The organism is Jiangella aurantiaca (assembly GCF_004349105.1).
Lineage (GTDB): Bacteria > Actinomycetota > Actinomycetes > Jiangellales > Jiangellaceae > Jiangella > Jiangella aurantiaca.
Genome location: NZ_SMLB01000006.1, coordinates 156,623 through 181,705, shown reverse-complemented (window position 1 = coordinate 181,705; position 25,083 = coordinate 156,623). Strand labels below are relative to the sequence as shown.

The following is a 25,083-nucleotide window of genomic DNA, read 5'->3' as shown; positions in this document are numbered from 1 at the left end:
CTCCTAGTGGCCTGCGGCCGCCTCTTCCGCCAGGCGACGGAGCACGATCAGCCAGCCGTCGGTGGTCTCGCCGCGCAGCGTCGCCGGCAGACCACCGTGGCGGAGGGTCACGGTTCGGGCCCGCCGTCCATCGCGACGCGCAGGAGGCCACCGGGACGCGGGTCGGCCTGCGCCCTGCCCCACCACCGCGCCAGTCTGGTCGCATCGGTGAGGTACGCCCACACCCGTTCCGGCGGCGCGTCGATGCGGATGGCCTGCTCGATCCTTCGTTCTCCACTCAACATCGGGGACTGGCGTCAGACCTCGCGGTCGGCTGCCACCGCCTTCTTGAGCCGCCGCAGCTGCAACGACCACATGCGCTCGATGAACCCGGCCGCGTCGGCCAGCCCTTCCGGCCGCAGCGCGTAGAGTCGCCGATTGCCGTCGCGGCGCACGTCCACCAGCCCTGCGTCGGCGAGCACCTTGAGGTGCTGGGACACGGCCGGGCGGCTCATCGCCGGGAAGCCCGCCGCGATGTCGCCGGCCGAGCGCTCGCCGTCGCGCACCAGCTCCATGATCGCCCGGCGGGTCGGGTCTGCGACCGCGCGCAGTGCGTCGTCCACGTCCCTCCCAGTAGTCTGTGTAAGAAGTTGCTTACACAGCCTAGCTTGGGGAGCGGTCGTGATCGAGAAACTGGACGCGCTGACGGGTGCCTGGCGCTCGGAGGGCGAGACGGTGGACGACCCCGTCGTGCGGATCGAGGGCAGCGACGTCTACGAGTGGCTGCCCGGTCGGTACTTCCTGGTGCACCACGTCGACGTGACGATCGACGGACGGCGGTACCAGGCGCTGGAGGTGTTCGGCGCCGAGGGCGACGCCGTCGTCGCGCGCGCCTACGACAGCGACGGCGAGACCGGCACGATGACCGTGCGGGCCGACGAGGCCGGGGTGGTGACGCTGACCGGGCCGGCGTCGCGGGCGCGGCTGATCGTGGCCGGCGACGGCGCGAGCATGGCCGCGCGCTGGGACCGCCGCGACGACGCCGGCGAGTGGCGGCACTGGATGGACATGCGGTTCACGCGCGCTGACGAGCGCCGCTCCCCCGCAGCAGCCACGCCATGAGCACACCGGCCAGCGCGCCGAACAGGTGTCCCTGCCAGGAGATGCCGGGCTGGCCGGGCAGCACGCCCACCACGATGCCGCCGTACATCAGCACCACGACGACCGCGACCACGATGGCCAGCGCCCGCCGGCTGAACACGCCCCACGCCACCAGGAACGCGGCGTAGCCGTAGACCAGTCCGCTGGCGCCGATGTGCACGGTGTTGGGCGCGGCCGCGAGCCACGTCGCGAACCCGCCGACCAGCGCCACGCCGATCGTCACCGGCCAGAACCGCCGCGTCGTCATGGCGATGAGGCAGCCCAGCACCAGGAACGCGCCGGTGTTGGCGATGAGGTGGCCGAACCCGCCGTGCAGGAACGGCGCCGCGGCGATGCCGACGAGGCCCTCGGGGTCCTGCGGCTGGATGCCGTACTGGTCGAGATTCACGCCCGGGAACGCGTCGACGATCTCCTCGGCCCACATGAGCAGCACGAGGACGAACACCGAGACGGTGCCCGCCAGGGCCGGCGGCACGGATCGACGGGGCGTGATCTGACCCGAGGACGACATCTCCCCAGTCTATGCACGCCCGCCGCCTGCGAGACGAGGCTCTCCCGCGCGTTGATCTTGGAGTTGTTCGGCATTTGCGGGGTGAAATGTCCGATAGATGGCCGAACAACTCCAAGATCAACACCAGGTGGGCGGTGGCCGTCAGAACGGCAGCGCGCCGCGGACGCGCGCGGCCGCGCCCTGGCCGTCGTGCCAGGTGCAGCCGAGGCCGACGGCCGCGACCCGTCCGGTGTCGAGCACGCGGCGGACGGCCTGGCCGACCTCGCTCGCCGACGGCCCGCCCGGGACCGGGAACAGCAGGCCCGGCAGCTGCGCGCCGTCGATCACGTCCAGATCGACGTGCAGGTAGACCGGGCCGTCCGGAACCCGGGACGAGTGCAGCTCGGCCGTGAAGACCTGCCGGATCTCCGACGCGGCCAGGTAGTCGCGCTCCGGCGGGTCCAGGTCGCGCCCGTCGACCAGCACGATGCGGTCCTCCGGGACCGGCGCCAGCCCGAGCCCGTCGGCGAGCAGCTCCGGCCGGTAACCGGCCAGCATGCGCAGCGGCATCCCGCCGAGGTACCCGGACGTCGTCGTCTCCAGCGTCTGGACGTCGCCGTGCGCGTCGAACCAGACGACCGACGGCGGCGCGCCGTCGTGGGCCCGTTCGACCCCGGCGACGACCGCCTGCGACACCATGCAGTCGCCGGACATCACCAGCGGCACCTCGCCGCCCCGCACGTCGGCCGCCACGACGTCGGCGACCTCGTCGTACAGCCCGGCCAGCCGCGCCCAGACGTCGTCACCGGCCAGTTCGCGCGTCACCGTCACCCCCGGCTCGAACGGCACGTCGAGGCCGGGCCGGTGCTCGTCGAGGTGGTAGGGCACGAGGATGCGGGTCATCGGTCGATTCTGCCACTGGTCCCCGAACAGCCGGGCATCCGTGCGGACATCCGGGCGACGCTGAGTTGATCTTGGAGTAACTGTGGAATCAATCGGGCGAATCGGACCGCATCTCCACCGTTACTCCAAGATCAACCTCACGGCTCAGTCGAGGTAGTCGCGCAGTACCTGGGACCGCGACGGGTGGCGCAGCTTGGACATCGTCTTGGACTCGATCTGCCGGATGCGCTCCCGCGTGACCCCGTAGACCTTGCCGATCTCGTCGAGCGTCTTCGGCTGGCCGTCGGTGAGGCCGAACCGCATGGAGACGACGCCGGCCTCGCGCTCGGACAGGGTGTCGAGGACGGCGTGCAGCTGCTCCTGCAGCAGCGTGAACGAGACCGCCTCGGCCGGGACGATGGCCTCGGAGTCCTCGATGAGGTCGCCGAACTCGCTGTCGCCGTCCTCGCCGAGCGGCGTGTGCAGGGAGATGGGCTCGCGGCCGTACTTCTGGACCTCGACCACCTTCTCGGGGGTCATGTCCAGCTCAGTGGCCAGCTCTTCCGGGGTCGGCTCGCGGCCGAGGTCCTGCAGCATCTGCCGCTGCACCCGGGCCAGCTTGTTGATGACCTCGACCATGTGCACCGGGATGCGGATGGTGCGGGCCTGGTCGGCCATGGCGCGGGTGATGGCCTGCCGGATCCACCAGGTGGCGTAGGTGGAGAACTTGAAGCCCTTGGTGTAGTCGAACTTCTCGACCGCACGGATGAGGCCGAGGTTGCCCTCCTGGATGAGGTCGAGGAAGAGCATGCCGCGGCCGGTGTAGCGCTTGGCCAGCGAGACGACCAGACGGAGGTTGGCCTCGAGCAGGTGGTTCTTGGCGCGGCGGCCGTCCTCGGCGATCCACTCCATCTCGTTGCGGAGCTTGGCCGGCATGGTGTCGCCCTCGTTGGCCAGCTTCTCCTCGGCGAACAGGCCGGCCTCGATGCGCTTGGCGAGCTCGACCTCCTCGCCGGCGTTCAGCAGCGGCACCTTGCCGATCTGCTTGAGGTAGTCCTTGACCGGGTCGGCAGTGGCGCCGGCGACGGCGACCTGCTGCTCCGGCTCGTCGGTGTCGTCGTCCTCGGAGAGGATGAAGCCCTCGTCCTCGACCCGGGCCTCCTCGGCGGCGAGGTCGCCGAGGTCGGGCTCGCCGTCGGGGCCGACTGCGCCGGGTTCCTTGGCCGGCGCCTCGGCCGTCTTGGCGGCCTTCTTGCGGCCCCGGCCCTTGGGCGCCGCCGCGGCGGGCTCCTCGGTAGCGCCGGCACCGGCCGTGTCGTGGACGTCGGCTTTCGCCTTCTTCACCGCCGTTTTCACAGATCCCTCGCCCTTCCTGGCCGCCGGCTCGGTCTTGTTGGCTGCCGCGGTCGCCACCGCCGTGGAACGGGTGGACGTCGCCGCGGCGACACGCTTGCGCGGACTGCGGGAGTCCGCTGCCGCTACCTCGACGGTAATACCGGTCGACTTCAAATGCTCGACGACGAACCGGCTCTCTTTCATCGCCAGGTTGGCCGCACCGCATGCGACCCGGACGTCCTCGGCGGTGACCGAGCCCGACTTCCGTCCCTGGATCACGAGCGCCTGGACGGACGGCAGCTCCAGGATCCGGGCGTTCTTGGTGCTGGACGAGCTCGACGACACGTACGACCTCTCGATGTCTTTGGTTAGGGGCAGCGCAGTACGCGAGGTGGCGACGGCAACACATCATTGTGGCACAGCAGCACGGTCCCGTTCATCCCGAAAGGCCGCCGCCCACACCGACGGTTCTCATCGCCCGGCCCACCGTAGCGCGAGAATCGTCTGATCGTCGGCGGCGCCGTCGATCTGCATGCAACGGACGACCGCGTCGAGCATCTGCTCGAGCGGCACGCCGCGCTGTTCCTCCAGGCAACGCAGCAGCTGGGCGAAGCCTTCCTCGAGCGAACGCAGCCGGCTCTCGATCAGCCCGTCGGTGAACGCGATGAGCACGTCACCCGGCCAGAGCCGCACGGACTGGGTGCTGCGCGGCTCGGTGACGCCGATCGGCGTGGTGCCGGCGCCGGCGTCGACCAACTCGACGGCGCCGACCTCGGGGATGCGGATCAGGGGCAGGTGGCCGGCGTCGCCGACCCGGACCGTCCCGTTGATCGGGTCGACCAGGGCGTAGACGACGGTGACCATCTCGACGGCGTCGTCGCGCTCGACCAGGCGGTCCAGCCCGCCGAGCACCGCCGCGGGATCGGGGTCGGTGAGCGCCAGCGCCCGCAGCGCCGCCCGCATCTGCCCCATCGCGCTGGCGGCCGTGACGCCGTGACCCATGACGTCGCCGACCACCAGGGCCAGCTCGCCGTCGGGCATCACCAGCGCGTCGTACCAGTCGCCGCCGACGGAGTGCTCGCCGACGTCGGTGCGGCTGCGGGCCGCCAGATCGATGCCGGCCACCGTCGGGAGCCGGCGCGGCAGCAGCCCCTGGCTGAGCGACACTGCCGCCGTCCGCTCCCGCTCGAACAGCCGGGCCCGGGCGAAGGCCAGCGAGCACTGCTGGGCGACGGCGCGCAGGAACCGGCACTGGTCGGAGTCGAACTCCTGCTCCGTGGCGAAGGAGAACCGGACGGCGCCGACGCAGCCGTCCTCGCCGGCCAGCGGCAGCACCGCCCAGGCGCGCTCGTCGGTGCGGTCGAGGAAGTCGCCGAAGACGGGGTCGCCGGGCGCGGCGGCGCGGGCGCGGTCGCGGCTGCCGAGGAACATGGGCCAGCCGCTGCGCAGCACCTCGTCGGTGGGCGTGACGGCCTGGTGCGGCCAGACGGCGACGGCCTCTCTCTCGCCGATCCCGGTGGTGACGGGGTACGGGCGGCCGTTGGGCCCGATGAGCGTGACGGCGGTCCGCAGCGCCTGGACGTTGCGCCGGCCGATGGCGGCGGCGCCGTCGGCGACCTCGCGCACCGTCACCGCCCGCGACAGCACGTCGGACACCTCGAGCAGCCGCGCGTTGCGGGCCCGGCTGCGGCGCAGCGACGAGATGGCGCGCTGGTGCGACGTGTCGTCGACGACGAACATGGCGACCTCGCGGCCGCGGCCCTCGTCGACCAGGTACCAGGACGAGTGCAGGTGATAGGTGTCGGTGCGCCCGGAGACGGCCGGCTCCTCGGCCTCGACCGACTCGCCGGTGCGCAGGACGCGCTCGATCATCTCGTCGGTGTGCGCGGCCAGCTCCGGCGGCAGCACCTCGGCCGGCGTCCGTCCGAGGTGATCGGCGATGCTCTTGCCGGACCGCTCCGCCAGGGCGGCGTTGATGGCCAGGTACCGGTGTTCCTCGTCGAAGACCGCGAACCCCACGGGCGCGTCGACCCCGGCCAGCGCACCGAGCAGGCGCTGGGCGTCAGCCGGTCGCATCGCCGCTAGGCCTTCGCCGCACGCTTGATCTCCCGCTTCGTCGCCCGGACCTGGGCCAGCGTGTCGGCGTCGACGACGTCGGCCACCGACCGGGTGGCGCCCTCGGCGCCGTAGTCGCCGGCCGCCTCGCGCCAGCCTTCGGGCCGCACGCCGATCTGCTTGCCCAGCAGCGCGACCATGATCTTGGCCTTCTGCTCACCGAACCCGGGCAGCGCCTTGAGCCGCTTCAGCAGCTCGGTGCCGGTGCCGGCGTCGGCCCAGATGTTCGCCGCATCGTTGCCGTAGTGCTCGGCGACGTACGCGGCCACCTTCTGCACCCGCTCGGCCATGGACCCCGGGAATCGGTGGACGGCCGGGGTGCGGGAGAAGATCTCGGCGAACGCCTCGGGGTCGTACGCGGCGATGGCCGCGGGGTCGAGGTGGTCGACGCCCATGCGCTCGGCGATGACGGCCGGGCCGGAGAAGGCCTTCTCCATGGGCACCTGCTGGTCCAGTAACATGCCGGTGAGCAGCGCGAACGGGTCACGAGCTAGCAGCGCGTCGGCCTCGGGAGTGCCGGCCAGGTACAGCGTGGTCACGTTCGCGGAACCCTTCTCAGTCCACGTCCTCGGCCTTGACGGCCAGGACAGGGCACGGTGCGTCCAACAGGATACGCTGGGCGTTGCTTCCCAAGATCAGTTTTCCTACGGGACTTCGGCGGCGCAGGCCGATGACGATGAAGTCGGCCGCGTTCTCCTCGGCCACCGCGATGAGGTCCTCGGCCACGTCCATGCCGCGCACCAGCTGGCGCACCTCGGCCTCGATGCCGGCGTCCTTCAGCTGCTGGCTGACGGTGGCCAGCTCGGCGTCGGCGCGGATGGCGTCGTCGTCGTCGAACTCACGCCCGCCCCGGGCGGAGTTGACGACGATCAGCCTGGCCCCGCGCAGCCGCGCCTCCTCGGCGGCCCGGCGCAGTGCCGCGCGGCCCTCGGACTTGGGGACATAGCCCACGACGATCGCGGTCATCGGAACCTTCTCTCACTCCGGCGTGAACTCCGGTCGCGGCGCAACCGTACCGCAGCCACCGGGTGTCGGTGCGGCGTGCGACGATCGGGGGATGCGCGTCCTCCATCTCGACCTGGACGCATTCTTCGCCTCGGTCGAGCAGCGCGACAAGCCGTCGCTGCGGGGCAAGCCGGTCATCGTGGGCGGGCTCGGGCCGCGCGGCGTGGTGTCGACGGCGTCCTACGAGGCGCGCACATCCGGCGTCCGGTCGGCCATGTCGATGAGCGAGGCCCGGTCGCGCTGCCCGCACGCCGCCTACCTGTCCGGCCGGTTCGCCGTCTACCGCGCGGTCAGCGCGGTGGTCATGGCGCGGCTGCGGGCACTGTCGCCGGTGGTCGAGCCGCTGTCGCTGGACGAGGCGTTCGTCGACCTCGCCGGTCGTGCCGGCGGCGTGCCCTCGTCCGTGGCCGAGGTGCGGACGCTGGCCGCTGAGCTGAGATCGACGATCGTCGATGAGACCGGCGTGACCGCCTCCGTCGGCGTCGCCGGGTCCAAGCTGATGGCGAAGATCGCCTCCGAGCAGGCCAAGCCCGACGGTCTGGTCGTCGTCGAGCCGGGGACGGAGCTCGAGCTGCTGCACCCGCTGCCGATCCGCGCGCTGCCCGGCGTCGGCCCGGCGACGGCCGCCCGGCTGGCCCGGTTCGGCGTGAAGACCGTCGGCGACCTCGCCCGCATCACGGAATCCGACCTCGTCGACCTGCTCGGCGAGGCGCACGGCCGTTCCCTGCACCGGCTGTCGCTCGCGCAGGACGACCGGCCGGTCAGCGCCGAGCGCGAGTCGAAGTCCGTCAGCGTCGAGGACACCTTCGACCGCGACCTCACCGACCCGGCGCTGCTGGCGGCGATCGTCGCCCGGCTGGCCGAGCGGGTGGCGGCGCGGCTGGTCGAGGCCGGGCTGTCCGGGCGGACCATCACGCTGAAGACGCGGCTGCACGACTTCACCACGCTGTCCCGCTCGGCCACCCTCCCCGCGCCGACCGACGACGTCCGCGTGCTCTCCCGGGTGGCGACCCGCCTGCTGGACGACGTCGACACCACGGGCGGAGTCCGGCTGCTCGGGGTCGGCGTGTCGGGGCTGTCCGACTGGGTGCAGGACGACCTGTTCGTCTCGGAGCGGGCCGAGGCGGCCGACGACCCCGCCGACCAGGTCGAGGAGGTCCTGCACGAGCGCCGCGGCTGGTCGCCCGGCATGGACGTCGTCCACGCGGTGCACGGTGCCGGCTGGGTGTGGGGGTCCGGACGCGGCCGGGTCACGGTCCGATTCGAGACGGCGTCCACCCCGCCCGGGCCCGTCCGCACCTTCGCCGTCGACGACCCCGAGCTGTCGCCCGCTCCCCCGCCGGTGATCCCCACCGACCCGCTCGCCGCCGCCTGATCGCTCTGGTTGATCATGTTGAGTAGGGGCGGGGCTGGACCCTAGATCCACCCATGCCGACGAGCGACATGCACGGCCTCGTGCCGATTCGCCGCCCCGAGCTTCGACGCCGCCGACGACAGATAGTTGCGCACCGTACCCGGCGTCAGCGCGGCCCGACGGGCGATCTCCTCGACCGGCGCGCCCTCGGCGGCCAGTTCGAGCACGTCCGCCTCCCGCGCCGTCAGCGGGCTGTCGCCGGCGCTGATCGCCTCGGCGGCCAGCTCCGGGTCGACGTACCGGCCGCCGTCGTGGACGGTGCGGACGACCTGGGCCAGCACCGAGGCCGACACCGTCTTGGGCAGGAAGCCGCCCACTCCCCCGGCCAGCGCCCGCTTGAGGTACCCGGGCCGCCCGTGGCTGGTGACGATCATCGTCCGGCAGCCGGGCACCTGGGCGTGCAGGTCGGCCGCCAGCGAGATCCCGTCACGGTCCGGCAGCTGCAGGTCCAGCACGGCCACGTCAGGCGCAGAGGATCGGGCCATCGCCAGCGCCTCGTCGGCGGTGGCGGCCTCGGCGACCACCTCGATGCCGTCCTCCAGCGACAGCAGCGCCCGCAGCGCGGACCGGATGAGGTTCTCGTCGTCGGCCAGCAGGACGCGGATCACGGCATCACCCCAGACGGCACCCGGGCGGACAGCAGGAACCGGTCGCCGTCGAGCCGGTCGGCCGACAACGACCCGCCGAGGTCGCCCAGCCGCTCCGCCAGCCCGGACAGCCCGGACCCAGGCCCCGAGCCGCGCCCGTCGGACGCCGCCCGCACGCCGTCGTTCTCCATGGTCAGCGTCACGCTCCCGTCGGACCGCCCGACGGTGATGACGCAGGTCGACGCCGAGCTGTGCCGCAGCACGTTCGTCGTGCCCTCGCGGGCGACCCAGCCGAGCACCGCCTGCACCTCCGCCGACAGCGGCGAAACCTCGCCGACGACGCGGGTGGCGACGCCGGCCGAGCGCAGGACGGAGCGGGCGCCGGCCAGCTCGGTCGTCAGGTCGACCTCGCGGTAGCCGCGGACGACGTCGCGGACCTCGCGCAGCGACTCCTGGGCGATGTCGCGGACGGCCATCATCTCCTCCCCCGCCTCGTCGCGGCCACGCCGAGCCAGCGCGGCGGCCAGCTCGCTCTTGACGGCGATGACGGAGAGATTGCGGCCCAGGATGTCGTGCAGGTCGCGGGCGAACCGCAGCCGTTCCTCGGCGACGGCGAGGTCGGCCTGTACCTGCCGCGACCGGTCCAGCTCGAACACGACACCCAGCATCCACACCGACGCCCGGAACGCCGACCAGCCACCGAGGTAGGCGAACAGCGCCGAGATCCCCGCCGCGATAGCGCTGGGCCGCGGCCAGCCGCTCAGGAACCCGGCCGCGGCCAGGCCCGCCGCGATCCCGACCGCCAGCACCACCAGCCGCCGGCTGTCCAGCCGCGGGGCCAGCGCCCCGACGGTGAATCCGAGGACCATGAGGATCGCCAGCTGGGCGGTGACCCCACCGGTGATGACGCCCGGCTCCGGCGGCCCGTCCCAGCCGAAGGCCACCACCGCCGCGGCCACCGCGCACGCCGTCACCAGCAGCAGCGCCACCGTCCAGCGATACGGCCACGGGCCGCGGCCGAGATACCACTCCATCCCGGCCCGGAGGACGACGGCGCCGATCGCCGCGTGCCCGGCGACGACGACGGCGAAGGCGGCGACCGCGGCGGGCGACGCGAGGTCTTCACTGGACGACGCGATGAACAACGCAACCAGTGGCTCCGCCGCGAGCATCGAGTACAGGGTCCCGCGGGTGTAGAGGTCGAAGCGCTGCAGCGCGCTGCGCTCCTCCCACCACCGGGTGACCATCGACACGGACATCAGCTTGTCACGGCGCCCGATCAGGTACGTGGCTCCCACCGGAACCACCGGCGCAGGGCCGCGATGCCGTTGACGATCCACAATCCCATGATGATCAGCGGGAAGGCCGCCGCTGAGAAGCTCGCGCCGAACCCGACGGTGTCGCCGTCCGCCGTCCGCCCGGTCAGCCCGAGCTGGAGGAGGTCGAGCACGGGAGTCAGCGGGACGAACTGGAAGACATCCTGCACCGCGTCCGGCACCGAGTCCGCGGGGACCACGACGCCGGAGAAGATCAGGCTGCCCATGCAGAGGAACAGCACCGGCAACGTGCTGACCTGCGCCATCTCGACGTTGCGGGTGAACGCCGTCGAGGCCGCGGCCAGCAGCACGAACATCACCACGCCACCGACGACGGCCACGACCACCAGCAGCGCGTTCGCCGGCATGTCCAGGCCGAGCGCCAGCGCCGCGACGACAGCGGTCAGCACGACCTGCGTGACCGCCACGACGACCGACGGCAGCGCCGTGCCGGCCAGGATCTCCGCGTCGGTCAGCTCGCCGACCCGCAGCCGCTTGAGCACCAGGTCCTCGCGCCGGGCTACGTACGCTGACACGAGGTTGTAGTAGACGACGTACAGCAGGGTGAAGCCGGCCAGCATCGTCACGACCAGCGCGCCTAGGGGCAGGTCGCCGTTCTCGCCGAACCCGATCGCGCTCAGCCCGGCGACGGTGATCAGCGGCAGCGCCAGCGCGGTGAACATCGCCGTGCGGTTGCGCACCAGGAGCCGGAGCTCGGCCGTCGCGATGGCACGGACCCGCCGCGGCGCTCCGGTCGTCGTCAACGCCCTCATGCAGCCACCTCCACGTCTCGCTCCTCCGGGGAGGAGGCCACCGCCAGGAATGCCTGCTCCAGCGACGCCGGCCGCGCCGACAGCTCGCGCAGCTCGACGTCGTGGTCGCGGGCCCACAGCAGCAGGCCGGTCAGCGTCGCCTGCATGGTGTCCGTGTGCACCTCGACCCGGTTGCCGTCGTCGACGACGAGCGCGCCGGCCAGCTCCGGCAGCCGTTCCCGGGGCACCGACGGCGGCAGCGCGAACGACACCGTCGCCGGCTGCGAGGCGACCACCTCGGCGACCGTGCCGGTGCGGACGAGCCGGCCCCGGTGCATGATCGCCAGCCGGTCGGCCAGCTCCTCGGCCTCGTCGAGATAGTGGGTGGTCAGCAGCACGGTGACGCCGTCGTCGAGCAGCGTGCGGACCAGCGCCCAGGTGTTGCGGCGGCTCTCCGGGTCCAGCCCGGTGGTCGGCTCGTCGAGGAACAGCACCTCCGGCCGGCCCAGAACGGCGAGCGCGAGGTCGAGGCGGCGCTTCTCACCACCGGAGAGCTGTTTGACGGTGACACCGGCGCGGTGGGTGAGATCGACGAGTTCCAGCGCCTCGGCGACCGGTCGCGGCGCGGTGAGCGTCCCCGCCCACATCGCCGCGGTCTCCGTCACGGTGAGGTCGGCCGGGAACCCGCCCTGCTGGAGCATGACGCCGATCCGCGGCCGGACGGAGGCGCGGCCGGCGTAGGGGTCGTGGCCGAGCACCCGGATCCGGCCGCCACTGGGCCGGGCCAGTCCCTCGACCACCTCCAGGGTGGACGTCTTGCCGGCGCCGTTCGTGCCGAGCAGCGCGAACAGCTCGCCGCGCGCGACGGAGAACGTGACGCCCCGAACGGCCTCGTAGTCGCCGTAGCTGCGGCGCACGTCCGAGACCTCGACGACCTCAGCCACGTCCCCTCCTCGGGTCACCGGAAATGGTTCGATCCCTTCCATGACCCCATCGTGGCCGGGGCACGCGGCCTGATCCGGTGGGTGATGTCACGGGCCTCGATGACGGACGCGGGGGCGGCCCATGACGAATGTCACGGGCACGCCGGGCCGCCTCGTCCGAACGGACCGAAGCGGACGAAACGCGTTGACCGCCGTCACCCGGGCGACCACCATCGTCCCGGCCCCAAGCCCACCGGAGGACGCCCGTGCCGAACCCGATCCCCAGCCCCCGCCTGGCCCTCGCGCTGGCCGGCGTCGTCGCGGCCGCCGCCTCGAGCGCCGTCGCCGTCGCCGGCGCCGCACCGTCCGCGTCCGGCGACCTGGCCGCGCCGGCGCCGCGGCACTACGCCGACGGCTCCTACGTCGTCGTGCTGACCGGCGATCCGGCGGCCACCTACGACGGCGGGGTGCGGGGCTTGGCGGCGACGGCTCCCGGCGACGGCGAGCGGCTGCGGGCCGGCGACCGCGCGGTCCGCGACTATCGGGCGCACCTCGGCGAGCGGCAGCGGGCGCTGGCCGCCGACGTCGGTGCCGAGCCGCTGTACCAGTACACGGTCGCGGTGAACGGGTTCGCCGCCGAGCTCTCCGCGGCGCAGGCCGCCGAGCTGGCCGCCGACCCGCAGGTGCTCGCCGTCGTCCCGGACGAGCCACGCGCCGTCGACACCGTCGCGTCGCCGGAGTTCCTCGGCCTGACCGGCGACGACGGCCTCTGGTCGCAGCTGGGCGGGACGGCCGAGGCCGGGAGCGGCGTCGTCGTCGGCGTCATCGACACCGGCATCTGGCCGGAGAGCGCGTCGTTCGCCGGGCCGGAGCTCGCCGGCGGACCCACCGGCGAGATCGGCACCGCCTACCGGACGTCCGACACCGGCACGGCGGTGTTGAAGGCGAACGGCGACACGTTCACCGGCGAGTGCGAGACCGGCGAGAACTGGACCGCCGGCCTGTGCAACGGCAAGCTCGTGTCGGCCCGCTACTACGACGACGGCTTCGTCGCCAACGTCCCGCCGGAGCACCGCGACCCGAGCGAACACCTCTCCACGCGTGACGTCGACGGCCACGGCAGCCACACCGCCGGCACGGCGGCCGGGAACCACGGCGTGCCGATGTCGGTGAACGGGCGTGACTTCGGCGACGGATCGGGCATGGCGCCGGGCGCGTCCATCGCGGCGTACAAGGTGTGCTGGCAGGACGACGACGAGGCGACCGGCGGCTGCTACCCGTCCGACTCCGTCGCCGCCATCGACCAGGCGATCCTCGACGGCGTCGACGTCATCAACTACTCGATCTCCGGCGCCACCGACACGCTTGTCGACCCGGTCGAGCTGGCCTTCCTCTCCGCGGCGTCGGCGAACGTCTTCATAGCCGCGTCGGCCGGGAACTCCGGGCCGGACGAGTCGACCGTCGCCCACAACAGCCCGTGGGTCACCACCGTCGCGGCCAGCACGCACCAGGTCTACGAGGGCACCGTCGAGGTGGGCGACGGCCGGCGCTTCCGCGGCTCCATGATCAGCGACGCCGGCGTCCCGGAGCAGACACCGCTGGTCTACGCGCGCGACATCGCAGCGTCCGGCGTCGACCCGGAGGAGGCGGCGCTGTGCGCGCCGTCGTCGCTGGACGGCGCGCGGGCGGCCGGCGCGGTGGTGATCTGCGACCGCGGCGTCTACGACCGTGTCGCGAAGTCGGCCGAGGTGCAGCGGGCCGGCGGCCTCGGGACGGTGCTCGGCAATCTCGACCCCGCCGAGACGCTGAACGCCGACTTCCACGTCATCCCGACCACGCACGTCGGCGCGGCCGACGCCGCGGTGATCAGGGAGTATGCGGCAACGGACGGCGCCACCGCGGCGCTGCTGGTCGGCGACCAGACCGACCTGCCGCCGACGCCGAAGCCCGTGCTGGCCGGGTTCTCCTCCCGCGGCCCGGCGCTGGCCAACGGCGGCGACCTGCTCAAGCCGGACATCTCCGCGCCGGGCGTCGACGTGCTCGCGGCGGTCGCGCCCGGACCGCACCACGGGAACGACTACGACTTCCTCTCCGGGACGTCGATGGCGGCGCCGCACATCGCCGGGCTGGCGGCGCTGATCAGGGCCGAGCACCCCGAGTGGTCGGCGCCCGCGATCAAGTCGGCGATGATGACGACCGCGTACGACCTCGTCGTGGCATCGGATGAGCCCGACCGCGACCGGTTCCACGCCGGTGCCGGGCACGTCGATCCGGCCCGGTTCCTCGACCCCGGCCTGGTGTACGAGTCCGGCGTCCGCGACTGGCTGGCGTTCATGGAGGGCGCCGGCGAGGATACCGGCGTCCCAGGCGTCGAGCCGATCGACCCGTCCGAGCTCAATCAGCCGTCCATCGCAATCGGCGCGCTCGCCGGCCGGCAGACGATCACCCGCACCGTCACCGCCGTCATCCCGGGGCTCTACCGGGCCGGCATCGACGTGCCCGGCTTCACCGCGCGGGTCACGCCGTCGGTGCTGCACTTCGGCCGGCCCGGGCAGAGCAAGACGTTCGAGGTCACCCTCACGCGGACGCGCGCGGCGCTGGATGAGTACGCGCACGGCATACTGACCTGGAGCGGCGCCGGGACGACGGTGCGCAGCCCGATCGTGGCCCGCCCGGTCGCCGTCGCCGCGCCGGCCGAGGTGACCGGTACCGGCGCGGCCGGCTCGGTGACCTACCCGGTGACGACGTCGACGACCGGCGACGTCGACCTCACGCTGCGCGGCCTGGTGCCGGGCGAGGTCACGGACGGGTCGCTGACGCCTGGCGAGGGGCCGGACCCGGAAGGCAACGCGTCATCCCGGCTGGTGTCGTTCGAGATCCCGGAGGGCACGTCGCTCGCCCGGTTCGATCTGGTCGCGGCGGAGGAGTCAGCCGACTACGACATGTACGTCTACGGTCCCGACGGCGCGGAGCTGCCGGTGAACGGTGCGACCGGCGCGGCCTCCGAACGGGTCGACGTGATGGCGCCCGAGCCGGGGACGTACCAGGTGCTGGTGCACATGTTCTCCAGCCCGGACGGGTCGGTGGTCGACTTCAGCCTGCGGAACTTCGCCGTCGGGGCGGACGCCGCCGGCAACGCGACGGTCGCACCCGACCCGCTGCCCGGCCGGGCCGGCGAGCCCTCCGACGTGACGGTCGGGTGGACCGGCCTCCAGGCGGGCGTGCCGCACCTCGGGCTGGTCGGCTACGCCGCCACGTCCAGCGTCACGGTGGTCGCCGTCGGGTAGCGCCGTCAGAAGCGGATCGCGTCGATCACCTTGACGCGGACGGCGACCGTGGCGGGGATGATCCCGGCCAGGGCCCCGACCAGGGTCGCCGCGACCAGCCCTTCGACCGCGGCCCGGACGGGGAACGGCGGCACGTCGGTGACGCTGCCGCCGATCAGCTCCTCGATCGGCACGTTCTCGACGATGGCGACGGCCAGCACGACCCCGGCCAGGCCGGCGACCGCCGTCGCGAACACGCTTTCCATCATCACCGAGAAGAACACCCGGCCCGACGTCGCGCCGAAGCTGCGCCGCACGCCGATCTCGCGGACCCGGTACCGGACCGTCACCAGCGCGATGTTCACCAGGCCCAGCGCGCCCATCCCCAGCGCGATGACGCTGACGCCGCGGATCACCCACTGCAGCTGGCCGTCGATGACGTCGAAGTCGGACGGGTCGATCCGGTACACGTCGATCTGCAGGTCGTCGCCGAGCAGGCCGGCGAGGTCGGAGGTGAGCACGCCGGTCAGCTCCTCGGCGCTCTCCGGCGGGACCCATAGCTCCAGCATCGGCGGGATCGGGTAGAGGCCCTGGATGCCCCACTGCGCCTGGTGCGCGTGGAGCAGGTACGCCGACGGCATCTCGTCGCTGTAGGCGTTCGGCGTGACGCCGATGACCGTGGCCCGCACCGGCCGCTCGCCGCCGATCACCACCGTCGGGTTGGTGCGCAGGTCCGGCTCGCCCATCCGCTGGTGGAACGCCTCGTTGACGACGACCGCGGGGGCGAACCGGCGCTCGTCGGCGGCGGTGAACCAGCGGCCCTGCTCCGGCTCGATGCGGTGCATCTCGCCGTACGAGCGGTCGATGTACGTGGTCCACACCGGCTCGGTGCCGTCGGCGAGCCGGAACCGCAGCTCGGTGTTGCTCAGGACCGACGAGTACGCGACCGAGTGGCGCTCGACCAGCTCGGCGTAGGCATCGGTGAGCGTCTCGGCCGGGAGCATCGAGCCGTCCATCGTCCAGGCGCTGACCTGCAGCGTCGCCGGGCGGCCGCTGGTGCGCTCGGAGTGCTCGGCGTTGGCCTGGCGGGCCATGTCGCCCAGCGCCGTGATCACCGTCATCGCGGCGACGGCGATCAGCACGCCGATCAGCGACACGATGACGCGGACCTTGTGGATGCGGACCTCGTCCCACGCCTCGGCGAACGCCGCGACCAGTCCCGTCACGACGCGATCACCTGACGGGGCGGGACCAGCACGGCCGGGTCCAGCGGGCCGAGCACGCCGGCGTCGAGGCGATAGTGCCGGTGCGCCCGCGCGGCGACCATCGTGTCGTGCGTGATGGTGACCAGCGTCGCGCCGGACTCCGCCGCGACGGCGTCGAGCAGGTCCATGATCTCGGTGCCGGTCTGCACGTCCAGCGCGCCGGTGGGCTCGTCGCACAGGATGACGCGCGGCGAGCGGATCAGGCTGCGGGCGATGGCGACCCGCTGCTGCTCGCCACCGGACAGCTTCTCCGGCATGGTGTCGGCGCGCTCGCCCAAGCCGACCCGCTCTAGCATGTCGGCGGCCAGCCGGTTCCGGCGCCAGAAGTCGCGGCCGCCGCAGTACAGCAGCGGCGCGGCGACGTTCTGCAGCGCGGTGCGGCCGGGCAGCAGGTTGAACTGCTGGAACACGAAGCCGAACCCGGCGCCGCGCAGCCGCGCCCGTTGCCGCTGCGACAGCCCGCTGGTAGCCCGGCCGTCCAGCCGGTACTCCCCCTCGGTCGGTGTGTCGAGCAGGCCCATGAGGTTGAGCAGCGTCGACTTGCCCGACCCGGACCGGCCGACGATCGAGACGTGCTCGCCCACCTCGACGGCGAGCGTGACGTCGCGCAGGATCTCCAGGCGCTCGCCGTCGGGCAGGATCACCGTCCGGCCGACGCCGTCGAGCTCGATGAGGCTCATCCGGCCTCGCCCACCATCTCGGGACCGACCATCTCCTCGTCCGGTGCGCCGCCGGGGACGAACTCGAGGACGGCGTCGCCCTCGGCCAGGCCCTCGCGGATCTCGACCAGCTCACCGTCGGTGAGGCCGAGCGTCACCGGCGTCTCCACCGGCTCACCGTCGGGGCCGACCTTCCACACGTTGCCGGACTCGAACGCGCCCTCGACCGCCGTCACCGGAACGACCAGTACGTTCTCGGCCCGCCCGGCCTCGATCACCATTGTCGCGGCCAGCCCGTCGAACACGGTGACGTCGGGTGGGACGGTGCACGAGACGGCGGTGCTGGAGCCGCCGCCCTGGTCCGGCGGCGCCATCGGGTCCTGCGGCGGTACGGCGCCGCCGTCCCCGCCGTTCTCGCCGCCTCCGCCGTCGCCTGAGGCCGAGCGGCCGGTGCGCAGCTCTGTGCAGGCGAACGGGGCCGGGCCGCCGCGGGCCTGCACCTCGGCCGACGTCGGGCCGCTGACCAGCCGGTACTGCTGCTCCGCCGACAGCGCGCCGGACACCGTGAAGCCACCGGTGGCGATGCTGCCGACGGTGTCGCCGACTGCGACCGTCTCGCCGACGAGCACGTCGTACTCGCCGACGGTGCCGGCGGCGGGCGCCTCGATGGTGCGGAACCGGCGGACCGGCTCGCCCGGCACCTCGACCTCGTTGCCCTCGTCGTCGGTCTCGGTGGTGGGCTCGCCCTCCTCCTCGAACACGACTTCGAGCAGCGGGTCGCCCTCCTCGACGATGTCGCCGGGGTCGGCCAGGAACACCGTCACCTCGCCCCCGTCGGTCGCGCGGACCGGCGTCGGCGCGTCGGCCGTGATGACCGCGTCGACCTCGACGGTGTTGACGACGGTGCCGATGCTCGCCGGGACCTCCGGCTGGACGATGTCGACGGACGGGACCGCCGGGTCGTCGTCGGCCGTCGACTCGTCGTCGCCTCCGAACGCGAGGCGGACCGCGGCCACCGCGATGACGGCCAGCAGCAAAATCTTGATCGTCGGCAGGACGATGCGGCGCGTGACGCCCACGTACGTGCTCCCTCTCGGGCTCCGGACTCTGTGGGAGCACAGCTTGTATACCGAGTATGTGCATTGTCAATAGGGCAGTCTACGATGGCTGTATGACGACTGAGCCCGACCGCAGCCGAGTCCGCTTCCCCGACCTCAGTTCGCGCGCGTACGAGCACCCGGCCGACCGCGGCGCGCTGGTCGCCATGCGGTCGCTGCGCGGGTTCGACACCCTGCTACGGAAGATGTCCGGCCTGTTCAACGAGCGGAGCCTGCGGCTGCACTTCCTGTCCAGCGCGGTCCGGGTCGGCGAGACCCAGTTCCGCGACGTCTACCAGGACGTCGTCGACGCCGCCCACATCCTCGACGTCGAGCGGCCCGAGCTCTACATCGTCCAGGACCCGCAGCCGCGGGCCATGGCCATCGGCACCGACCGGCCGTTCATCGTCCTCACCACCGGGCTGTTCGACCTGCTCGACGCCGAGGAGCGGCGGGTCGCCATCGGCCACGAGGTCGGGCACATCCTGTCCGGGCACGCCGTCTACCGCACGCTGCTGCTCATGCTGACCCGGCTCGCGCTGCGGGTCGCGTGGATCCCGCTCGGCTACGTCGGGCTGCGCGCCATCGTGTTCGCACTCGAGGAGTGGCAGCGCAAGTCCGAGCTGTCCGCCGACCGCGCCGGACTGCTGTCGTCGCAGGATCCCGAGGCCGCGAAGCGCTCGTTGATGAAGATGGCCGGAGGCTCCCGTCTCGCCGAGATGGACATCGACGCGTTCCTGCAGCAGGCCCGCGAGTACGACGCCGGCGAGGACGCCCGCGACGGCCTGATCAAGCTGATGAGCCTCATGGGCCGCACCCACCCGCAGGCCGTGGTCCGGCTGGCCGAGCTGGACCGGTGGGCGGCGTCCGGCGAGTACAGCCGCATCCTCGCCGGCGACTACCCGCGCCGCTCCGACGACCACGACGCCTCCATCAACCAGGAGGTCCGCAACGCCGCGAAGTCCTACCAGGAGTCGTGGAACCGGACCTCCGACCCGCTGATCAGCACCCTGCGCGACATCCTGAGCGGCGTCGGCGACGCGGGCGGCAAGCTGTTCGACAACATCACCAACCGCATGCGCCGCCCGTCCGACTCGGAGTAGCGGCCGGCGAACCGCCCGCCCAAGCGCGACTGCGGCTAGCGGTCGCCGGGGTCCTCGTCTTCGGAGTCGGCGCGGTCGTCGAGGTCGGCGAGGAACTGCTCGAGTTCGGCGCCGATCTCGTCGGCGCTGGGCACGGCCCGCTGCTCGGCGATGAGGCTGCCGCGGGTGTCGCCGCCGGCGAAGGCGTCGTACTGGTTCTCCAGCGCGTGGACGACCTTGGCGACCTGGTCGTTGCCCTCGACCTGCTCGCGGACCAGCTCGTCGGTGCGGCGGGCGGCCTCGGCCAGCTCGCCGGACGGCAGCAGCAGACCCGTGGTGGCGCTCAGCGCGCGCAGCAGCGTCAGCGACGACTGCGGGTACTCGGACTCGGCGAGGTAGTGCGGGACGCGGGCGACCAGGCCGATGGCGTCGTGGCCGGTCTGGCCCAGGCGGTACTCCAATAGCGATGCGACGTTGCCGGGCACGCGCAGCTCGACATCGACCAGCGCTGCGTCGTCGAGGAGGCCGGGCCGGTTGGCGTGGGTGAGCACGCTCAGCGGTCGGGTGTGCGGCACCGGGTTCGGGATGCCGTGCACCCCGATGGACAGCCGTACGCCGAGCCGCTCGATGAGGTCGGTGACCGCGGAGACGAACGCCTCCCACCGCATGTCGGGCTCGGGGCCGGACAGCAGCAGGAACGGCGAGCCGACGTCGTCGCGGACCAGCCGCAGCGTCAGCTCCGGCGCGTCGTAGTCCTGGAACGCGCCGTCCGCGAATCGCATCTCGGGGCGGCGGGAGCGGTAGTCGATCAGCGAGTCGACGTCGAAGCGGGCCACCACCTCGGTGTCGAGGGTCGCGAGCAGGTGGTCGACGAGACCGCCGCCGGCCCGGCCCGCGTCCACGAAACCGTCGAACCAGTAGACCAGAACGGGCGATTCCAGCCCGGACGGCTCCTCGACGAGCTCGTACAGCTCACTGCGGCTCGGCATGGCGGCACTCCCGACATCGGACAGACAAGACCAAACAACCTCTGTAACGCAGCGGCCGCCCCAGGGCTTCCCGGACCGGCGATGCCGACCGGCGCCGGCGGCCCACGCCGCGTCGGCTGTCAGGCCGCGCCGGGGACCAGCGCCACGACCGGGCCGTCGAGCGGCTCCTGGTACGGCAGCCCGAGCAGGACGCAGACCAGCCCGAGGAAAGTGTCGGCCTCGCGGAGCAGGTCGTCGGCCTCGCGCGGGGTGACCGCGCCGGGCAGCCCGGCCTGCGCGGCGGCCCGCTTGCCGGCATTGGCGCCGAAGAACGCGGCCCACTCGGCCAGCTCGGGCGCGACCCCGGGCAGCAGCTCCCACACGTTGCGCGGCCCGTGCCCGCGCCGGCCGCGGCCCTTTCCGGTCTGGGCCGGCCGGGCCTTCGCCGCCAGCACAGCGGCCGCGGCCCGCAGCGCCGCCAGGTGCGCCGCGGCGAACCGGTCGCCCGCGTGGCCGGCCGACGCCGCCTCGGCGAGGCACAGGCGCGCGTGCTCGATGAGATCGAGGGTGGCGTGACCCAGGGGCGGCCGCGTCCGCCGGGCCGGCAGACCGTGGCCGCCCGCAACCCTGCTGAACTCCTGAACCTCGACAGTCATGGCCGCCTCCGCATCATGTTCGAACGACTGTTCGACCTCACTGAGCAATGTACACCCCGGCACCGACAACGTCTCGAGGACGACGGCGAAGGCGGTAGGGTCGACCCCTGTGACCAGCTCTGACAGTGCCGACAAGGTCCTCGCCCACCCGAACGTCCAGCGTGTCCGGGCGGCGCTCGCGGCGGCGGGCGCAAGCCCCGAGGTCGTCGCCCTCACCGACTCCGCGCCGACCGCCGCAGCTGCGGCCGAACAGCTCGGCTGCGAGGTCGGCGCGATCGCCAACTCGCTGATCTTCGACTGCGACGGCGCTCCCCTGCTCGTTCTCACCAGCGGCGCCCACCGGGCAGACGTCGCGGCGCTGGCCCGCGCGGCCGGGGCCGCCACCGTCGGGCGGGCCGACCCCGCGTTCGTCCGCACGCACACCGGCCAGCCCATCGGCGGCGTCGCGCCGGTCGGCCACCCGGCGCCGGTGCGCACGCTGGTCGATGTCTGGCTGGCCAAGTACGACCGGGTCTGGGCCGCCGCCGGCCACCCGCACACCGTCTTCCCGACGACGTTCGACGAGCTGGTCCGGGTCACCGGCGGCACCCCCGTCGACGTCACCGCCTGACGGCACATGGCGCGCGTCGTCGTCGTGGGCGCCGGCCTGGCCGGGCTCTGTTCCGCCCTCGCCCTCGCCGACTTCGGCCACGACGTGACGGTGCTAGAGTCCGGTCCGGCGCCGGGCGGCCAGCTGGTCTTCCCTCCGCAGCCGTTCACACTGCCGGCGGTCCTGCGCGACCTGTTCCGCAAGACCGGCCGGCCGCTGGAGCGCGAGCTCGACGTCGTCCCGGTCGACCCCGCGGCCCGCTGGGTGTTCGCCGACGGCACTGGGGTCAGCGTCCCGAACGCCAGCCCGTCCGGCACCCGGCGTGCCCTCGACCAGGCGTTCGGCGCCGGCACGGGCGCGCAGTGGGACGCCGTCGTCGCGCACGGCGACCGGTCCTGGCGGGAGCTGCGGCCGCTCGTGCTCGGGCACGCCGGCGCCAAGCCCGCTCCGTCCGGCGAGACGCTGCGCGACGTCGCCGCGTCACTGCGGGAGCCGCGGCTGCGGGCGGTGCTGGGGTCGTACGCGACCCGCCACGGCGCGGACCCGGCGACGGCGCCCGCCGCGCTCACCGTGCTGCCGTACCTGGAGCAGACGTTCGGGGTGTGGACGGTGCCCGACGGGCTGACGCGGCTGGTCGGCGTGCTGGCGGCGCGGGCGACGGAGCGCGGCGCGACGTTCCGCTACGACGCGCCGGCGGCCGGCCCGGCGCTGGACGGCAAACGGGTCACTGGCGTGGTGCTGGCCGGCGGCGAGACGGTGCACGCCGACGCCGTCGTGTGGACGGCATCACCGCGGCTGCTGCCCGGCGGGATCGCCGACGACCGCCGCGGCCTCTTCCGGCGCCGACGGGACCACCGCGAGCCCGCGCCCGGCGCCGTCCGCACCGTCGTCACGCCGCTCCCGGCAGACGCGGAACCTGGCTCCACCCCGTCTGTCCGCTTCCCGGCTGATGGCGGCCCGGCCACGATCACCTACGACACGCCCGACGGCCGCGTGGAGCACGTCGCCCCGAGCGCCGTCCACGGCGCCGCCGCCGGCCGCGTCACCGCGATCTTCCGCCGCCCGGCCAACGTCACCCGGGTCCGCGGCCTCTACCTGGCCGGCGCGGGCGCGCACCCCGGCCCGGGCATCCCACTGGTCGCGCTGTCGGCCGCGATCGTCACCGACCGGATCGGCCGGGCCTGACGCCTGACGACTCTCAGGACAGGGCGCCGACCCCGAGGTTCTGGTAGATCTCGCGCGTCGCCGTCGACTTGTTCAGCGTGATGAAGTGCAACCCGGGGACGCCCTCGGCGAGCAGCCGCTCGCACAACTCGGTCGCCACCTCGACGCCGATCGCGCGCACGGCCTCGGGGTCGTCCTCGACGGCGAGCAGCCGCTGCGCCAGTGGAGCCGGGAAGTCGGCGGCCGTGAGCTCGGCGAAGCGCTGGATCTGCCGCAGGTTCGTCACCGGCATGATGCCCGGGATGATCGGCGCCTCTCCGCCGGCCGCCGCGACGCGGTCGCGCAGCCGCAGGTAGTCGTCGGCGTGGAAGAACATCTGGGTGATGGCGTAGTCGGCGCCGGCCTGGAACTTGCGGGCCAGGAACCGGGCGTCGGTCTCGAGGTCGGGCGAGCGCGGGTGCTTGTCCGGGAACGCGGCCACGCCGACGCAGAAGTCGCCGTGGGCGCGGATCAGCCGGACCAGGTCCTCGGCGAACTCGAAGCCCTCCGGATGCTTGACCCACTCGCCCCGCGGATTGCCCGGCGGGTCGCCGCGCAACGCGAGAAAGTTGCGCACCCCGGCGTCCGCGTACTGGCCGATGACGTTGCGCAGCTCGGCGACCGAGTGGCTGACCGCGGCGAGGTGGCCGACGACGGTGAGCGTGGTGTCGCGGGCGACGCCCTCGGTGATGCGCACCGTCTTGTCGCGCGTGGTGCCGCCGGCGCCGTACGTGACCGAGACGAACGTCGGTTGCAGCCGCTCGAGCTCGCGCATGGTCTGCCAGAACGTGATCTCGCCCTGCTCGCTCTTCGGGGGGAAGAACTCGAACGAGAACGATCTCCCGCCGGCGGCCAACAGCTCCCGGATGGTGCGCGCACCGCCGGGCATCGTCGACGGAAGTCCCAGAGCCATTCGCTCAGCGTACCGACCACGTCCGGGTTTCGGACAGATCGTCTCAGCGGTCGGGCAGCTGGCGATCTTCGGCGTTAGGACGACCTGCGCGCGCGCGAATCTTCGTCCTGGCCAACGGGCAGAACACCGGCGCCCGCGAGACGATCACGTCGTCGGCGCACGCGATCGTCGACGACCTGGAGGCCGCCCTGGCCGGGCCGGACGCGACCGGCACCCCTAGCCTTGCAGGCGTGGTGAACCTTGCGCCCCTCGCGGGCCCCGACGACCCGGTCGGCCTCCTGCGGCCTCGCGTCCAGGAGGCCCTCGACGCGTTCCTCGACACCCAGCGCCAACTGCTGGGCGAGGCCAGCCCGCAGACGCTGCCGCTGGTCGACGCCTCGGCGGCGTTCCTGTCCGGCGGCAAGCGGCTGCGCCCGACGTTCTGCTACTGGGGCTGGCGGGCAGCCGGCGGCGACCCGGCGGACGACGCGCTGGTGACCGTCGGGGCGGCGCTGGAGCTGTTCCAGGCCTCGGCGCTGGTCCACGACGATCTCATCGACGGCTCCGACACCCGCCGCGGGCTGCCGTCCGTCCACCGCCGGTTCGCAACGCTGCACCGCGACTCCGGCTGGCAGGGCGACCCGGACGCGTTCGGCACGGCCGCGGCGATCCTGCTCGGCGACATGCTCCTGGCATGGAGCGCCGAGCTGTTCGACCACGCCGTCGTCGACGGCGACCGGCTGCGGGCCGCGCGGGCGGTGTTCGACCGCATGCGCACCGAGGTCGGCGGCGGCCAGTACCTCGACATGCTCGAGCAGGTCAGCGGCGGCGGGCTGCCGGGGGGTCAAGCTGACCGCGCCCGGACGGTGATCCGCTACAAGTCCGCGCGCTACTCCGTCGAGCATCCGCTGGTCATCGGCGGTGCGCTGGCCGGGGCGCCGGATCCGGTGCTGGCGTCGTACCGGCGGTTCGGCGCGGCCCTCGGCGAGGCGTTCCAGCTCCGCGACGACGTGCTCGGCGTGTTCGGCGACCCCGCGCAGACCGGCAAGCCCACCGGCGACGACCTGCGCGAGGGCAAGCGGACGCTGCTCATCGCGTACGCCCTGGAGCGGGCATCGGTGGAGGAGGCCGCGATGGTCGGGTCGCTGCTCGGCGACCCCGGGCTGGACCTCGACGGGGTGACGGCGCTGCGCGGCGTGCTGGTCGGCACCGGCGCGCTGGCCCGGGTCGAGGCGCTGGTCACCGACCTGGTCGCGGACGCCCGCGCCACCCTCGACGCCGCCGACGTCACCGACGTCGGCCGCAAGGCGCTGTCGCAGCTCATCGAGCTGGCGACGGAGCGGACGCACTGACCGCCGGGTCGCCGCACGACCGCACCCCACCCGCCGCCGGCGGGCGCTCGGCCACCTGGAGCGCCTCCTGCTGTCGCCGGCACAGCTCGGCTCGG

General features: G+C 73.1%; 25 protein-coding genes. 7 read left to right on the top strand and 18 right to left on the bottom strand.

Annotated features, from left to right (window positions below):
* Window positions 1–107: 107 nt before the first annotated feature.
* Both E1262_RS06980 and E1262_RS06975 read right to left on the bottom strand, forming a co-directional pair.
* The gene (locus E1262_RS06980; protein ID WP_132102404.1) at window positions 108–284 is read right to left on the bottom strand and encodes an SRPBCC family protein; all 177 of its coding nucleotides are present in this window, start codon (window positions 282–284) and stop codon (window positions 108–110) included.
* 12 nt (window positions 285–296) lie between these two features.
* On the bottom strand, window positions 297–602 hold the full coding sequence (locus E1262_RS06975) for an ArsR/SmtB family transcription factor (RefSeq protein ID WP_132102403.1): 306 nt from the start codon (window positions 600–602) through the stop codon (window positions 297–299).
* A 58-nt stretch (window positions 603–660) separates the two neighbouring features.
* Here E1262_RS06975 and E1262_RS06970 point away from each other — a divergent pair, with 58 nt between their 5' ends.
* Entirely contained in the window at window positions 661–1,101 is a 441-nt protein-coding gene (locus tag E1262_RS06970) for a hypothetical protein (protein ID WP_132102402.1), read from the top strand.
* Here E1262_RS06970 and E1262_RS06965 read toward each other — a convergent pair.
* From E1262_RS06965 to E1262_RS06940, 6 genes are all read right to left on the bottom strand, one after another.
* Window positions 1,055–1,651, bottom strand: coding sequence for a rhomboid family intramembrane serine protease (locus E1262_RS06965; protein ID WP_132102401.1), 597 nt, complete (start codon window positions 1,649–1,651; stop codon window positions 1,055–1,057). The genes E1262_RS06970 and E1262_RS06965 overlap by 47 nt on opposite strands.
* A gap of 141 nt (window positions 1,652–1,792) precedes the next feature.
* Window positions 1,793–2,533, bottom strand: a complete 741-nt coding sequence (locus E1262_RS06960) for an arginase family protein (protein ID WP_203453636.1) — start codon at window positions 2,531–2,533, stop codon at window positions 1,793–1,795.
* A 144-nt stretch (window positions 2,534–2,677) separates the two neighbouring features.
* The gene (locus E1262_RS06955; RefSeq protein ID WP_132102400.1) at window positions 2,678–4,192 is read right to left on the bottom strand and encodes an RNA polymerase sigma factor; all 1,515 of its coding nucleotides are present in this window, start codon (window positions 4,190–4,192) and stop codon (window positions 2,678–2,680) included.
* Between the two features lie 126 nt (window positions 4,193–4,318).
* Window positions 4,319–5,923 (bottom strand): SpoIIE family protein phosphatase, encoded by a 1,605-nt coding sequence (locus tag E1262_RS06950; RefSeq protein ID WP_132102399.1) that lies wholly within the window; start codon window positions 5,921–5,923, stop codon window positions 4,319–4,321.
* A gap of 5 nt (window positions 5,924–5,928) precedes the next feature.
* A complete protein-coding gene (locus tag E1262_RS06945) occupies window positions 5,929–6,501 on the bottom strand; it encodes an HhH-GPD-type base excision DNA repair protein (protein WP_132102398.1) in 573 nt (190 codons plus the stop codon).
* 16 nt (window positions 6,502–6,517) lie between these two features.
* Window positions 6,518–6,928, bottom strand: a complete 411-nt coding sequence (locus tag E1262_RS06940; protein WP_119661514.1) for a universal stress protein — start codon at window positions 6,926–6,928, stop codon at window positions 6,518–6,520.
* Between the two features lie 91 nt (window positions 6,929–7,019).
* Between E1262_RS06940 and E1262_RS06935 the strand changes: the two genes are divergently transcribed.
* Window positions 7,020–8,342 carry a DNA polymerase IV gene (locus E1262_RS06935; RefSeq protein ID WP_132102397.1) on the top strand — a complete coding sequence of 441 codons (1,323 nt, stop codon included), beginning with the start codon at window positions 7,020–7,022 and terminating at the stop codon, window positions 8,340–8,342.
* Between the two features lie 41 nt (window positions 8,343–8,383).
* On the opposite strand, the gene E1262_RS06930 is transcribed toward E1262_RS06935, so the two are convergent.
* From E1262_RS06930 to E1262_RS06915, 4 genes are read right to left on the bottom strand one after another with little or no spacing between them, the layout of a single operon-like run.
* Window positions 8,384–8,989, bottom strand: a complete 606-nt coding sequence (locus E1262_RS06930) for a response regulator transcription factor (RefSeq protein WP_132102396.1) — start codon at window positions 8,987–8,989, stop codon at window positions 8,384–8,386.
* Window positions 8,986–10,266 (bottom strand): sensor histidine kinase, encoded by a 1,281-nt coding sequence (locus E1262_RS06925; protein WP_132102395.1) that lies wholly within the window; start codon window positions 10,264–10,266, stop codon window positions 8,986–8,988. The genes E1262_RS06930 and E1262_RS06925 overlap by 4 nt, the downstream gene beginning before the upstream one ends.
* Complete coding sequence (locus E1262_RS06920; protein ID WP_132102394.1) at window positions 10,248–11,057, bottom strand: ABC transporter permease; 810 nt, start codon at window positions 11,055–11,057, stop codon at window positions 10,248–10,250. The genes E1262_RS06925 and E1262_RS06920 overlap by 19 nt, the downstream gene beginning before the upstream one ends.
* Window positions 11,054–12,022 (bottom strand): ABC transporter ATP-binding protein, encoded by a 969-nt coding sequence (locus tag E1262_RS06915; RefSeq protein ID WP_132102393.1) that lies wholly within the window; start codon window positions 12,020–12,022, stop codon window positions 11,054–11,056. Before E1262_RS06915 ends, E1262_RS06920 begins: the two co-directional genes overlap by 4 nt.
* A 203-nt stretch (window positions 12,023–12,225) precedes the next feature.
* Here E1262_RS06915 and E1262_RS06910 point away from each other — a divergent pair, with 203 nt between their 5' ends.
* Window positions 12,226–15,246, top strand: coding sequence for a S8 family serine peptidase (locus E1262_RS06910; protein ID WP_132102392.1), 3,021 nt, complete (start codon window positions 12,226–12,228; stop codon window positions 15,244–15,246).
* A 5-nt stretch (window positions 15,247–15,251) separates the two neighbouring features.
* Here the strand turns inward: E1262_RS06910 and E1262_RS06905 are convergent, their stop codons facing one another.
* The 3 genes from E1262_RS06905 to E1262_RS06895 are packed head-to-tail and all read right to left on the bottom strand — an operon-like array spanning window position 15,252 to window position 18,228.
* Window positions 15,252–16,451 (bottom strand): ABC transporter permease, encoded by a 1,200-nt coding sequence (locus tag E1262_RS06905; protein ID WP_132102391.1) that lies wholly within the window; start codon window positions 16,449–16,451, stop codon window positions 15,252–15,254.
* Window positions 16,448–17,170, bottom strand: a complete 723-nt coding sequence (locus E1262_RS06900) for an ABC transporter ATP-binding protein (protein ID WP_132102390.1) — start codon at window positions 17,168–17,170, stop codon at window positions 16,448–16,450. The genes E1262_RS06905 and E1262_RS06900 overlap by 4 nt, the downstream gene beginning before the upstream one ends.
* Complete coding sequence (locus E1262_RS06895; RefSeq protein WP_132102389.1) at window positions 17,167–18,228, bottom strand: permuted SH3 domain-containing protein; 1,062 nt, start codon at window positions 18,226–18,228, stop codon at window positions 17,167–17,169. The genes E1262_RS06900 and E1262_RS06895 overlap by 4 nt, the downstream gene beginning before the upstream one ends.
* 92 nt (window positions 18,229–18,320) lie before the next feature.
* Between E1262_RS06895 and E1262_RS06890 the strand changes: the two genes are divergently transcribed.
* Window positions 18,321–19,349, top strand: a complete 1,029-nt coding sequence (locus E1262_RS06890) for a M48 family metallopeptidase (RefSeq protein WP_132102388.1) — start codon at window positions 18,321–18,323, stop codon at window positions 19,347–19,349.
* A 35-nt stretch (window positions 19,350–19,384) separates the two neighbouring features.
* On the opposite strand, the gene E1262_RS06885 is transcribed toward E1262_RS06890, so the two are convergent.
* Together E1262_RS06885 and E1262_RS06880 are read right to left on the bottom strand one after the other, a co-directional pair.
* On the bottom strand, window positions 19,385–20,317 hold the full coding sequence (locus E1262_RS06885) for a proteasome assembly chaperone family protein (RefSeq protein WP_132102387.1): 933 nt from the start codon (window positions 20,315–20,317) through the stop codon (window positions 19,385–19,387).
* A gap of 119 nt (window positions 20,318–20,436) precedes the next feature.
* Entirely contained in the window at window positions 20,437–20,952 is a 516-nt protein-coding gene (locus E1262_RS06880; protein ID WP_162605805.1) for an SAV_6107 family HEPN domain-containing protein, read from the bottom strand.
* A 109-nt stretch (window positions 20,953–21,061) separates the two neighbouring features.
* Here E1262_RS06880 and E1262_RS06875 point away from each other — a divergent pair, with 109 nt between their 5' ends.
* On the top strand, window positions 21,062–21,562 hold the full coding sequence (locus E1262_RS06875; RefSeq protein ID WP_203453635.1) for a YbaK/EbsC family protein: 501 nt from the start codon (window positions 21,062–21,064) through the stop codon (window positions 21,560–21,562).
* A gap of 6 nt (window positions 21,563–21,568) precedes the next feature.
* Window positions 21,569–22,726: a phytoene desaturase family protein gene (locus tag E1262_RS06870; RefSeq protein ID WP_132102385.1), complete on the top strand. Its 1,158-nt coding sequence runs from the start codon at window positions 21,569–21,571 to the stop codon at window positions 22,724–22,726.
* A gap of 13 nt (window positions 22,727–22,739) precedes the next feature.
* Here E1262_RS06870 and metF read toward each other — a convergent pair whose 3' ends face one another.
* Window positions 22,740–23,657 carry a methylenetetrahydrofolate reductase [NAD(P)H] gene (gene metF, locus E1262_RS06865; protein WP_132102384.1) on the bottom strand — a complete coding sequence of 306 codons (918 nt, stop codon included), beginning with the start codon at window positions 23,655–23,657 and terminating at the stop codon, window positions 22,740–22,742.
* Between the two features lie 230 nt (window positions 23,658–23,887).
* Between metF and E1262_RS06860 the strand changes: the two genes are divergently transcribed.
* On the top strand, window positions 23,888–24,988 hold the full coding sequence (locus E1262_RS06860; protein WP_203453634.1) for a polyprenyl synthetase family protein: 1,101 nt from the start codon (window positions 23,888–23,890) through the stop codon (window positions 24,986–24,988).
* The last annotated feature ends 95 nt before the right edge of the window (window positions 24,989–25,083 follow it).